The sequence below is a fragment of the Pseudomonas sp. SF2 genome (genome assembly GCF_036858055.1).
Classification (GTDB): domain Bacteria; phylum Pseudomonadota; class Gammaproteobacteria; order Pseudomonadales; family Pseudomonadaceae; genus Aquipseudomonas.
In genome coordinates this window covers 74,212-86,139 of record NZ_JAMBDI010000005.1, presented here as the reverse complement: position 1 = coordinate 86,139, position 11,928 = coordinate 74,212, and the positions used below count along the sequence as shown (strand labels likewise).

The 11,928-nt window shown below is 64.2% G+C and carries 11 protein-coding genes; 5 read left to right on the top strand and 6 right to left on the bottom strand.

The features are described 5' to 3' along the window. Positions 1 to 4: 4 nt before the first annotated feature. The gene (locus M2S36_RS03000) at positions 5 to 730 is read left to right on the top strand and encodes a dienelactone hydrolase family protein (protein WP_207830109.1); all 726 of its coding nucleotides are present in this window, start codon (positions 5 to 7) and stop codon (positions 728 to 730) included. Positions 731 to 761: 31 nt separating this feature from the next. On the opposite strand, the gene M2S36_RS02995 is transcribed toward M2S36_RS03000, so the two are convergent. After that, on the bottom strand, positions 762 to 1,625 hold the full coding sequence (locus M2S36_RS02995) for a pirin family protein (protein ID WP_207830111.1): 864 nt from the start codon (positions 1,623 to 1,625) through the stop codon (positions 762 to 764). Between the two features lie 117 nt (positions 1,626 to 1,742). Here M2S36_RS02995 and M2S36_RS02990 point away from each other — a divergent pair, with 117 nt between their 5' ends. Continuing rightward, on the top strand, positions 1,743 to 2,741 hold the full coding sequence (locus tag M2S36_RS02990; protein ID WP_207830113.1) for an amidohydrolase family protein: 999 nt from the start codon (positions 1,743 to 1,745) through the stop codon (positions 2,739 to 2,741). A 176-nt stretch (positions 2,742 to 2,917) separates the two neighbouring features. On the opposite strand, the gene fabB is transcribed toward M2S36_RS02990, so the two are convergent. The 5 genes from fabB to M2S36_RS02965 all read right to left on the bottom strand — a co-directional run bounded on the left by fabB (position 2,918) and on the right by M2S36_RS02965 (position 9,838). Next, on the bottom strand, positions 2,918 to 4,138 hold the full coding sequence (fabB, locus tag M2S36_RS02985; protein WP_013973429.1) for a beta-ketoacyl-ACP synthase I: 1,221 nt from the start codon (positions 4,136 to 4,138) through the stop codon (positions 2,918 to 2,920). An 11-nt stretch (positions 4,139 to 4,149) separates the two neighbouring features. Then, a complete protein-coding gene (gene fabA, locus M2S36_RS02980; protein WP_003251509.1) occupies positions 4,150 to 4,665 on the bottom strand; it encodes a 3-hydroxyacyl-[acyl-carrier-protein] dehydratase FabA in 516 nt (171 codons plus the stop codon). A 207-nt stretch (positions 4,666 to 4,872) separates the two neighbouring features. Further along, positions 4,873 to 6,804 carry an ATP-binding protein gene (locus tag M2S36_RS02975; RefSeq protein WP_207830115.1) on the bottom strand — a complete coding sequence of 644 codons (1,932 nt, stop codon included), beginning with the start codon at positions 6,802 to 6,804 and terminating at the stop codon, positions 4,873 to 4,875. Next, positions 6,801 to 7,691, bottom strand: coding sequence for an ABC transporter substrate-binding protein (locus M2S36_RS02970; protein WP_207830116.1), 891 nt, complete (start codon positions 7,689 to 7,691; stop codon positions 6,801 to 6,803). The genes M2S36_RS02975 and M2S36_RS02970 overlap by 4 nt, the downstream gene beginning before the upstream one ends. After that, positions 7,691 to 9,838, bottom strand: a complete 2,148-nt coding sequence (locus M2S36_RS02965; RefSeq protein WP_333956675.1) for a TonB-dependent receptor plug domain-containing protein — start codon at positions 9,836 to 9,838, stop codon at positions 7,691 to 7,693. Before M2S36_RS02965 ends, M2S36_RS02970 begins: the two co-directional genes overlap by 1 nt. Positions 9,839 to 10,059: 221 nt before the next feature. Between M2S36_RS02965 and M2S36_RS02960 the strand changes: the two genes are divergently transcribed. Genes M2S36_RS02960 through sixA form a run of 3 tightly spaced genes read left to right on the top strand, consistent with a single transcriptional unit; the run spans position 10,060 to position 11,924 of the window. Then, complete coding sequence (locus M2S36_RS02960) at positions 10,060 to 11,085, top strand: NAD(P)H-dependent glycerol-3-phosphate dehydrogenase (RefSeq protein ID WP_063912705.1); 1,026 nt, start codon at positions 10,060 to 10,062, stop codon at positions 11,083 to 11,085. A 36-nt stretch (positions 11,086 to 11,121) separates the two neighbouring features. Further along, the gene (locus M2S36_RS02955; RefSeq protein ID WP_027592856.1) at positions 11,122 to 11,469 is read left to right on the top strand and encodes a DUF4389 domain-containing protein; all 348 of its coding nucleotides are present in this window, start codon (positions 11,122 to 11,124) and stop codon (positions 11,467 to 11,469) included. Then, the gene (sixA, locus tag M2S36_RS02950) at positions 11,466 to 11,924 is read left to right on the top strand and encodes a phosphohistidine phosphatase SixA (protein WP_063912704.1); all 459 of its coding nucleotides are present in this window, start codon (positions 11,466 to 11,468) and stop codon (positions 11,922 to 11,924) included. The genes M2S36_RS02955 and sixA overlap by 4 nt, the downstream gene beginning before the upstream one ends. Positions 11,925 to 11,928: the final 4 nt, after the last annotated feature.

Sequence of the window (11,928 nt, the reverse complement as noted above, 5' to 3'; positions counted from 1 at the left end):
CTTGATGAGCAAAGTAATCGTCGAATCGCTGGTTTATCACCTGTCCGGCAAGACCTACGAAAGCCGTCTGGTCCATGAGCCAGGGGCGCTGGGCCGCCCAGGCCTGGTGATGGCACCGAACTGGATGGGTATTGGCGAAGGGGCAGAGCGCATTGCCAAGGAAGTGGCCGAGAAGGGTTATGTGGTGCTGATTGCCGACCTGTATGGGCAATCGGTGCGCCCGTCCAATGCCGACGAAGCTGGCGCGGCGATGATGCCGTTGAAGAACGACCGGGGCGAATTGCGCAAGCGCATGCAGGAAGCCCTGGCGCAACTGTTGGGGCAGTCGAAGGCGCTGCTGGAGCCGGGCAAGGTGGGCACGTTTGGCTTCTGCTTTGGTGGCTGCTGCGCCCTGGAGTTGGCCCGTACCGGTGCCGATCTGCGTGCGGCGGTGTCGTTCCATGGCACGCTGGACACGCCGAACCCTGAAGATGCCAAGCGCATCAAGGGCTCGGTGCTGGTGCTGCATGGCGCTTCCGATCCGCTGGTGCCGAAGGAGCAGTTGCCGGCGTTCGAGGCGGAGATGAATGCGGCCAAGGTTGACTGGCAATTGCTGAGCTATGGCGGCGCGGTGCACTCGTTTACCGACCCGAGCGCCAACGTGCCGGGCAAGATGCAGTATGACCGGCGTACCTCGGAGCGGGCGTTCCGCTCAATGCACAACCTGCTGACCGAAGTGTTCCAGCGCTGACATTGCAGGGGGCCGCAGAGCGGCCCCCAAATCAGCGCGGCAGCTCGATCCTCGAAGTTTCCCCCGGCACCACCGGCCAATCCCCCGCAGCCCACCTGGCTCGGGCCTGTTCGATCAGTTCCACATCACTGGCGACAAAATTCCAGTTCATCCGCCGCGGCCCATCCAGTGGCGCGCCACCAATCAGCACCAACTGGCACTCACTTTCCGCGTACAGCGTCACCTCTTCGCCCTCCGGTAGCACCACCAGGCTGCACGGCTCCACGTCCTCATCGTTCATCATCAGCTCACCATCGAGCAGGTACAGCGCCCGCTGCGCATGCTCATTCGGCACCAGCAAGGTGGTTGCCGGCTGCATCCGCACATGCGCGTAAAGGGTAGGGGAGAGTACTGGCACCGGCGATTCCAGGCAGAACCCGCTACCGGCAATCATGCAGATGCGCACCCCGAGGCTGTCACTGACCGGCAGGCTCGCCGCCGGGTGATGGCTGTAGCTGGGCGCGCCTTGCTCATGTTCGCGCGGCGAGGCCAGCCATACCTGCAACCCGTGCAGGCGTGAACCATGGGCCAGGGCATCTTCAGGCGTGCGCTCAACGTGGGCCACGCCGCTGCCAGCCGTCATCCAGCTGACATCACCAGGTAGCACCCGCTGGTCCGAGCCAAGGCTGTCCTTGTGCAGGATTGCCCCTTCGAACAGGTAGGTCAGGGTCGACAGGCCGATATGCGGATGCTGGCGGATGTCCATGCCATGCCCCGGGGCATAGTCGGTTTCGAGCATATGGTCGAAAAACACGAACGGGCCGACGCTGCGGCACTGGGCCGATGGCAGCGGGCGCAGGATCGGCTGGCCCTCGACCGATTCGGCGCGTGGGCGGATGACCAGGGGGCTGCTCATGGGTGCGGCTCCAGACGAGGTGGAAGTGCTTCAAGCATAACGGTTTGCCTGTTGTGGCTGAACCGTCTCGTTGGCCTGCCGGTCTACTCTTTTCGTACTCGAAGAAGGAAGCTGCCGATGTTTGCCAGAGCGCTGGCCTGCCTGCTGTTGTCCGGTTGTATGTGCCAGGCCCAGGCACGCGACTACCGCTACAGTGATGCCCACCTGCACTATGTCGACTTTTTCCAGGAAAGCGAGGGCATGCCGGCGTTGATCAAGGCCATGGATGCTGCGGGCATCGAGCAGTCGATGATCTCCGGCATCCCGGTGGCCAAGAAATGGCACGAGGATGAGCCCAAGCGCCCGCGCTATTACGCCGGGGATGACGCCGAAGCCTACTGGTACAGCGCCACCGACACCTACGTGGCCGCGGCGCTGCAGAAATTGCCCGACGAGCAGCGCCGGCGCTTTCATCCGTTCCTGGCCGGCTTCAACCCGGTGGACAAGAACGCTGCCAGCCATATCGAGCGCATGCTCGAACTGTACCCGGGGCTCTGGCAGGGCATTGGCGAGGTGTTCACCCGCCACGATGACCTGACGGCACTGACCAGCGGTGACACGCCGCGCGCCAACAACGAAGCGATGACACGTATCTACCACCTGGCGGCCGAGCGCGACCTGCCGGTGCTGCTGCATTCCAACATCACCTCCAAGCGTGAGCGCAACCCGCTGTACCTGGCGGAGATCGAAGAGCCGCTGCGCAATCACCCGCACACGCGGTTCATCTGGGCGCATGCCGGCAGCAGCATGGAGATACACCGGCACCAGACGCAGATGGATTTTCTGCTGCCGGTGCTGACGCGGTTGCTGGAGGACTACCCGAACCTGTATGTCGATTTGTCGTGGAGTGTGCTGGAGCCTTATCTGCTGGATGACCAGGGGGAGCCGCGCAAGGAGTGGCTGGCACTGGTCGAGAAGTATCCGGAGCGTTTCATGCTGGGTTCGGATGTGGTGGGGCGGTTTGACAGCCTTGGGGAGCAGATGCACGGGTTCAGGCCGTTTCTGGATGCATTGCCGGAACAAGTTGCCAACAAAGTGGCCAGGGAGAATTTTCTGGCTGTGTTGCCTAAGCAATAGTATTTCGCCTGTGCCGGCCCTTTCGCGGGTAAACCCGCTCCCACAGGTACAGCGCCAGTTTCAAGAGCAGCGCGGTCCCTGTGGGAGCGGGTTTACCCGCGAAAGGGCCGGCACAGGCGATACAAATGAAAACGCCCCGAACCAGTCGGGGCGTTTTCGCTTACTGCAGCAGCGTCTTACTTGCCTTCCCAGCGCTTGAGCACCAGGGTGGCGTTGGTGCCGCCGAAGCCGAAGCTGTTGCTCATGACCGTGTCGATCTTGGCGTTTTCTTCGGTCTTGCGCAGGATCGGCAGGTCGGCGACCTCCGGGTCCAGCTCGTCGATGTTGGCGGAGCCGGCGATGAAGTTGTTTTCCATCATCAGCAGGCAGTAGATCGCCTCGTGTACGCCAGCAGCGCCCAGCGAGTGGCCCGACAGGCTCTTGGTCGAGCTGATCTTCGGTGCCTTGTCGCCGAACACGGCGCGAACGCCCTTGATCTCGGCAACGTCACCGACCGGGGTCGAGGTGCCGTGGGTGTTCAGGTAGTCGATCGGGGTGTCGACGGTCGACAGCGCCTGCTGCATGCAGCGGATGGCACCTTCGCCGCTCGGGGCAACCATGTCGTAGCCGTCGGAAGTGGCGCCGTAACCGACGATTTCCGCGTAGATCTTGGCGCCACGGGCCAGGGCGTGCTCCAGCTCCTCGACCACCACCATGCCGCCGCCACCAGCGATGACGAAGCCATCACGGTCGGCGTCGTAGGCGCGCGAGGCCTGTTCCGGGGTTTCGTTGCGCTTGGTCGACAGGGCGCCCATGGCATCGAACAGGAACGACTGGCTCCAGTGCTCTTCTTCACCGCCACCGGCGAAGACGATGTCCTGCTTGCCCCACTGGATCTGCTCCAGGGCGGTGCCGATGCAGTGTGCCGAAGTGGCGCAGGCCGACGAGATCGAGTAGTTGATGCCCTTGATCTTGAACGGGGTGGCCAGGCACGCCGAAACGGTGCTGCCCATGGTGCGGGTAACGCGGTACGGGCCGACGCGCTTGACACCTTTCTCGCGCAGGGTATCCAGCGCTTCCATCTGGTTCAGGGTCGAAGCGCCGCCGGAGCCAGCCACCAGGCCGGTACGCGGGTTGGAAACCTGCTCTTCGGTCAGGCCGGCGTCCTTGATCGCGTCCTGCATCGCCAGGTAGGCGTAGGCGGCAGCGTGGCCGACGAAGCGGTAGACCTTGCGGTCGATCAGTTCTTCGAGGTTGAGGTCGATGGACCCGGAAACCTGGCTACGCAGCCCCATTTCCTTGTATTCCGGGTTGTAACGGATACCCGGACGGCTGTTGCGCAGGTTTTCGGTGACGGTAGCTTTGTCATTGCCCAGGCACGATACGATGCCCAGACCAGTGATAACGACGCGGCGCATGCGAATAACCCTTAGAAATTGTCAGTGGAGGTGAACACGCCGACCCGCAGGCCTTCGGCAGTGTAGATCTCGCGGCCGTCGACGCTGACCGAGCCATCGGCGATGGCCATGTTCAGCTTGCCCTTCAGGACGCGCTTGATGTGAATGTTGTAAGTGACTTTCTTGGCTTCGGGCAGTACCTGGCCGAAGAACTTCACCTCGCCCGACCCCAGGGCGCGACCGCGGCCTGGCAGGCCCTGCCAGCCGAGGAAGAAGCCTACCAGCTGCCACATGGCGTCGAGGCCCAGGCAGCCCGGCATTACCGGGTCGCCTTCGAAGTGACAGGCGAAGAACCACAGGTCCGGATTGATATCCAGCTCGGCGACCAATTCACCTTTGCCGTACTTACCGCCTTCTTCACTGATATGGGTGATGCGATCGACCATCAGCATGTTCGGCGCGGGCAGTTGCGCATTACCTGGGCCGAACAGCTCACCGCGACTGCAGCGCAGCAGGTCTTCCCGAGTAAAGGCGTGTTGTTTGGTCATGCGAGCTCCTCAATAACCCCCTGCGGCAGGGGATGAATCTTCCCGGCCGGCCCGAAACGCATCGCGTCCGGGGCGGCAGCCTACAGGTAGACTATTGCGTTGTGGTGAAAGTCACAGTGCACCTGGTGAAAGAAGTACAGGTGTGCACTGAAACGTCTATTTTCAGGTCCGATGAAGGTCCTGTCCAGTGTTTAAGACTGCCGCACTTTAGCATTTATCGCCAGTCGCGGTTGTCTGACCGGGAAGCCAGCGCTGCAGTACCCGCTGCAGTTCGGTGCGGCGCAAGGGTTTGCTCAGGTAATCGTCCATGCCGGCTGCCATGCAACGCTCACGGTCGCCCTGCAAGGCATTGGCAGTCAGGGCGATGATCGGTAGTCCGGCACCGTTGGGCAGTTGGCGGATACGCCGGGTGGCTTCATAGCCGTCCAGGTGCGGCAGGCGGCAGTCCATCAGCACGGCGGCAAAACGCTGCCGGCTGACCCGGTCGACCGCCTCCAGGCCGTCCTCGGCGGTGCTTACCGCCAGTCCCAGGCTGCGCAGCATGGCCCCGATGACACTTTGGTTGACCGGATTGTCTTCTACCAGCAGCACCTGATCGTTGTCGGTCATCGCCGGTGGCGCAGCGCTTGGCAGCGTCAGCGAGACCGGGGCTGGGCTGGCCAGGGCCAAAGGCATCTCCAGGGTAAACGTGGAACCAAGCCCCTCACGGCTTTCGCCACGCAGCTTGCCGCCCATGCGTTCGGCCAGGGTGCGGGCGATCGACAGCCCCAGCCCGGTGCCGCCATAGCGGCGGGAAATCGAGCTGTCGGCCTGCTGGAAGGCGACGAACATCATTTCCAGGCGGTCGCTGTCGATGCCGATGCCGGTGTCGCGCACGCTGCAGGTCAGCCAGATCAGTTGCCGATCGAGCACCTGCCAGCGTGCCTCGACCTGTACCTGGCCGCGTTCGGTGAACTTCAGCGCGTTGCCGACCAGGTTCAGCAGGATCTGGCGGATGCGTGTGGGGTCGCCGTTTACCTGCAACTGCTCGATACCGGCCGGCAGTTGCAGGTGCAGGGCAAGGCCGCGCTGCTGGGCGCTGTGCTGGAACGACTGGACGCTGCTGGTGATCAGCTCACCCAGGTTGAAGTCGATGTGTTCCAGTTGCAGTGCGGCGCGCTCGATGCGCGAGAAGTCGAGGATGTCGTTGATGACCTTGAGCAGGTGCCCGGTGGACTCGCTGGCCACTGCGGTGTACTCGGCCTGTTCATTGCTCAGCGGCGTGGTTTCCAGCAACTGCAGCATGCCCAGCACGCCATTCATCGGCGTGCGCAGCTCGTGGCTCATCATCGCCAGGAAGTCCGATTTGGCGCGGTTGGCCTGTTCGGCCTCTTCGCGGGCCTGGATCAGCTCGGCAATGGCCTGCTTCTGTTCATCGCTGGCCTGCTCCAGGGCGTGGGCCAGGTTGTTGATGTGGCGCGCCAGGTGGCCCAGCTCGCTGTCGTCGACCACCGGCAACAGGGTGTTGTACTCGCCCTGCTGGATGGCCTTGACCGCATGGCCCATGTCGCTGATCGGCTTGGCCAGGCTCAGGGCCAGGCGCCGCGCCAGCAGGAAGGTGAACAGCAGGGCGAACAGCGCGAGGATGCCGGCCTTGATCACGATTTCCTGCTGGCGCTGGCTGAAGGCGTCATCGGACATGCCGACGATTACCCGGCCCAGATAGTCGTCGCCGATGGCCGGGGTGGTGGCCTTGCCCTGTTGCAGGAAGTCGCTGTCCAGGCGGATTTGCTGCAGGCGGATGGGCGCCTGGAACACTTCGACGCGCTGCGCGCGGTTGGCGCTTTCGTCGGACTGCTCGACGTAGACCAGGATGTGGTTGCGGCTGTCCTGCACCTCGAGGAAGCGCACGTGGGGGATGCTGAGCGTGGCGCGCATCAGGCCCTCGAGCACTTCGTTGTTGCCCGAGATCACCCCATACTCCGAAGCTGGCGCCAGCTGGTTGGCGATCAGTTGCCCGGTGTGGTTCAGTTCCTGGCGCAGGTCCTGGATGCGTACGAAGGTGAAGAAGCTGATAAGCAGCAGGGTCAGCAGCAGGGCAGGGCCGAGGCTGATGATCTGGGTGCGGGTGTGGATGTCCCAGCTCAGGCGCTTGCTCATGGGGTGGGTTCTCCTTCGGCCAGGGCCTTGGCGGCGGCGTTCGGATCGATCGGTTCAAGGCCCAGGGCGCGCGCAACCTGCTGGTTGCCGCTGACGCCGAAGCGTGCCGGGTAGAGGTTGCGCGGCCAGCGTGCCGGTGGCTGGTCGAGCAACTGGTCGAGCACCGCCAGCCAGTCGTCCTGGTCGCTGAAGGTGCTGGCCAGGGCGCCGGCGCGGACGAACCCGGCGTTCGGGCCGATCAGCGCCATCTGTCGGCCATAGCTGCTCAACAGCACGTTCTTTGCGGTCTTGGAGTTGTACAGGTTGGTGTCGTCCAGGCCCAGCAGCACGTCACTGTTGGCCAGCAAATGTTGCAGAGGACGGCTGTCGCGCGGGTCGGGCCAGTCCTGGGCAATGATCTCCAGGCCCAGCTGGTGGGCGGCATGGCGCAACTCTTCAAGCAAAAAGCTGCTGTGCTCACCGTACAGCACACCAATGCGCTGGGCCTGTGGCAGCAGGTAGCGCGCCAGGCGCAGCTGCCGGCCCAGTGGTGGGTCGCTCCACAACAGGGTGAGGAACGCGGGACGCGACTTTCCCAGGCGCTGTTCAGCCTGTACCCGGCTGACCCGCATGGCCAGGGCCGGCGGGCCGGCGGTTTCCCCAAGGCGCCATTCCAGTGCGGCGTTGTCCAGCAGGATCAGGCGCAGGTCAGTCCTGAGCTTGCCCGGGCGTGGCAGGTCGGCGGTGGTCTGGAAATGCACATGATCCTGGGGCCGGCGGCTTTCCAGCGCAGCGACGAAACTGCGAATGCCGGGCTGGTCTTCCGCGCCTACCAACACGATTTCGCTGGCGGACAGCGGCCCCAATGGCCACAGGCACAGCAGCAACAGGCGCAGCAGCAGGGCCATCAGAACTCCAGCTCCGCGCTGACGCTCAGGCGGTGGCGGCTGTCGAAGCGGTTCTGGATTGCCGTGGTCGGCTCATCGTCCAGGCGCTGTTGCCACAGCGCCGCCAGTTCCAGGTTGCTGCCATGCACCCGGAAACGCTTGGCCAGGCGCAGGTCCAGTCGCTCGTAGCGGTACTGGTTGAGCGCATCGTCGCCGTAATAGAACAGTGCGCTGGACCAGCCGTCGCTCCATTCGCGCATCCACCCGGCCGAGCCGCTGTTGCGGGCGCTGAGGCGGCGGTCGTCGGGGTTGCTGGCCCAGGCATCGACATAGGCGTAGGTCAGGCGCAGGCGGTCGCGCAGGGTCGGGCGCCAGTCCAGTTGCGCCTCGCTGCCGCTGAAGCGGGCCTTGTTGGCGTTGCTGGCGATGTACTGGTTGTTCTTCAGGGGCTCGCTGATCATTCCGGTGATCTCGTCGTAGAACAGCTTCACATCCATGTTCAGGTCGATGTCGCTGAAGTAGCCGTTGTAGCCCAGTTCGCGCGAGCGCATGCGTTCCTGGTCGAGGTCGCCCGGGCCGCGGGTCTTGACGAAGTACTCGCCGTTTTGCAGGCCGAATGCGTTGGGGGTCAGGTTCTTGACCGTGTAGCTCCAGTTGATGTTGTTCTCGAACATGTCGGGCGAGCGTACCGCCTCGGAATACACCGCTCGCAGGCCATGGCGCGGGGTGATCAGGTAGTTGACCGCCACCCGCGGGGTCAGCGAGCTGCCGGACAGGCGCGAGTCCTCGAACATGGCGCCGCCCTGCAGGATCCAGTGCTCGTCGGCGCGCCACTCCAGCTGGCCGAACAGGCGCCAGGTCTGGTCGTCGATGCTGCCGTTGAAGTAGGTCTGCGAGTCGGCTCGATCATAGCGGTAGTTCATGCCGCTGAGCAGGCGCAGGCTGTCGGTCAGGCTCAGGGTGTCCTGGATTTCCAGGTCGTAGCGGGTTTCGCGGGTGCTCTGGTCGACGTCGCCGCAAACTTGCTGCTTGCCACCGTTTGCCCATTGCTGCTGGACCTTCTCCAGAAGCCCGCTCATGACGGGATCGTTGGTTGAAAGGGGGGCGCCGGTAGCAATGCCGCGCGCCACCTTTTCGGCGAAGTCAGGGTTCATTTGCCAGAGCTGGGTCAATTCCGGGCTGAACGACTGCAAGGCGTCACAGGCACGCCACACCTGCTGGCGGTCGAAATGCTGGGCCGAGCCCTGGATATAGAGGCTGTGCTCGGAACTGAAGTCCTTTGTCCAGCGCAACGAGCCGGCGTAGTCCTTGGCATTGACGTCAGCATTGTTACCGGCTTCGTATCTGGCGAACACCGGCTGATAGGTATACGGCCGCTGGTTGCTGCCTTCCTTCGCCGCCAGTTGCCATTCCAGTGTCTGGTCGTGCGTCAGGTTGTGGCTGGCATTGAGGGTGAAGCGCGTCAGCCGGCGGCTGTCACGGTAGTCCTGGCCGAACTGGTTTTCGTCGAAGCCATCGTCCTGCTGGCCGGACAGCGACAGGCGCATGTCGCCGCCCTCCCAGCCGAAGCCGTGGCTGGCGTAGAAGTCGTTGATGCCATCCTGGCCGCGGGTCATCTTCAGCCGCGTGCCATGGCTGTCGGCGGGGTTGCGGGTAAGGATGTTGACCACCGCCATCAGCGCGTTGGCGCCGTAGCTGACAGTGTTGGGGCCGCGGAACACCTCGATGCGCTCGATGTCCTCCATGGCCAGGGGGATGTCGCTCCAGTCCACCGTGGCCAGGCCGGCGCGGTATACCGAGCGGCCATCGATCAGCACCTGCATGCGCCGGGCGTCGTTGACGTTGCTGCCATGGTAGTTGACCGTGGGTTGGTTGCCGGCGTTGTAACCCACCATCATGCCCGGCACCAGGCGCAGCAGCTCGGGGATGTCACGGGCGCCGCTGGCGCGGATCAGCTCGCTGTCGAGCACGGTCATGCTGCCTGGCACTGCGGCCGGGGACTGTTTCAGGCGCGTGGCGGTCAGAACCTGCGGCAGGTCCGTGTTGTCGATGAACAGATCATCGGCCATGGCCGGGCCACCGAGCAGGGCGGTCAGTATGAGCAGGCGCGGGTACGGGGGCGTGCCAGGGAACACAAAGCGGCCTTGTATCAGGATTGAAACAGGCATGGTAACTGACCGTGGCGTATTTGCCAGTGATCTGCATTACCCGTGATGGCCCTTTCGCGGGTAAACCCGCTCCCACAAGGACCGCACCGCTACTGAAGGCTTCGTTGTACCTGTGGGAGCGGGTTTACCCGCGAAGAGGCCAGTACTGACACTGGTTCTGTAGCAGGCGAGCCGTATAATGGCTGGGTCGCCACTTAACTTTTGGCTTTAACGGATTGGATATGACTGAACAGCAACCTGTTGCAGTTCTGGGAGGCGGCAGCTTCGGCACCGCCGTGGCGAACCTGCTGGCGGAAAACGGTGTGCCGGTGCGCCAATGGATGCGCGACCCGGATCAGGCCGAGGCCATGCGCGTCAATCGCGAGAATCCGCGCTACCTCAAGGGCATCCGCCTGCACGACGGCGTCGAGCCGGTCAGCGACCTGCTGGCCACCCTGCAGGCCAGCGACCTGGTTTTCGTCGCCCTGCCATCGAGCGCCTTGCGCAGCGTGCTGGCCCCGCATGCCGAGCTGCTGCGTGGCAAGGGCCTGGTCAGCCTGACCAAGGGCATCGAAGCGCAAAGCTTCAAGCTGATGAGCCAGATCCTCGAGGAAATCGCCCCCGAGGCGCGCATCGGCGTGCTGTCCGGCCCCAACCTGGCCCGTGAAATCGCCGAACATGCGCTGACCGCCACGGTGGTCGCCAGCGAGGACGAAAAACTCTGCCAGCAGGTGCAGGCCGTGCTGCATGGGCGTACCTTCCGCGTCTACGCCAGTGCCGACCGCTTTGGCGTCGAACTGGGCGGGGCGCTGAAGAACGTCTATGCCATCATCGCCGGCATGGCAGTGGCCCTGGGCATGGGCGAGAACACCAAGAGCATGCTGATTACCCGCGCCCTGGCCGAGATGACCCGCTTTGCCGTAAGCCAGGGCGCCAACCCCATGACCTTCCTCGGCCTGGCCGGTGTCGGTGACCTGATCGTCACCTGCTCCTCGCCCAAGAGCCGCAACTACCAGGTCGGCCACGCGCTGGGCCAGGGCCTGAGCCTGGAGCAGGCGGTCAACCGCCTGGGCGAAGTGGCCGAAGGCGTCAACACCCTCAAGGTGCTCAAGGCCAAGGCGCAGGAAGTGCAGGTGTACATGCCGCTGGTGGCGGGCCTGCATGCCATCCTGTTCGAAGGCCGCACGCTGAACCAGGTGATCGAGCACCTGATGCGTGCCGAGCCGAAGACCGATGTCGATTTCATTTCCATCAGCGGTTTCAACTGAGCCTTGAGCGGCTCTGACAACAGCAAGGAGCAACACATGAACGATACGCCCGAGCGCGCCCAGCGCGAGTCGATCATCCTGCGGGTCCTGTGGATGCTGGTGTTCCTGGTGGTCTGGCAGTTGGCCGAGCTGCTGCTCGGTGGCCTGGTACTGGTACAACTGATCTACCGTCTGGTGTACGGCGCCCCAAGCGCCAGCCTGATGAACTTCGGCGACAGCCTCAGCCAGTACCTGGCGCAGATCGGCCGCTTTGGCAGCTTCCACAGCGACCAGAAACCGTGGCCGTTCGCCGACTGGCCGGCACCGCGTGCCCCGGAAGGCGAGGCCCCGCACGCCGTGGCCCCGGCCCCGCACCCGGTGCGTGATGAGGAGCCCAAGCTGTGAAACTATGGGTGCTGCGCCACGGCGAAGCGGAGCCGCGGGCCAACAGCGATGCCGAGCGCCGGCTGACCGCCCACGGCCGCGAGCAGGTGCTGCACAGCGCCGCCCGCCTGCTGGGGCAACCGTTGCAGGCGATCATCGCCAGCCCTTACGTACGTGCCCAGCAAACGGCCGCCCTGGTGCATGACACCCTGGGCTTCGCCGAGCCGGTGCGCACCGTGCCCTGGCTGACGCCCGACACGGATGTGCAGCAGGTCATCGGCGAAATCGAGCGCCTGGGCCTGGAGCATGTGCTGCTGGTCAGCCATCAGCCGCTGGTGGGTACCCTGGTCGGGGTGCTGGAGCATGGCCACCAGCAACACCCGGCGGGCATGAGCACGGCAAGCCTGGCGGAGCTGGACGGGGACTGGCCGTTGGCTGGGCTGATGACCCTTCGGGCGATCAACTCGCCGGCGTGAACCC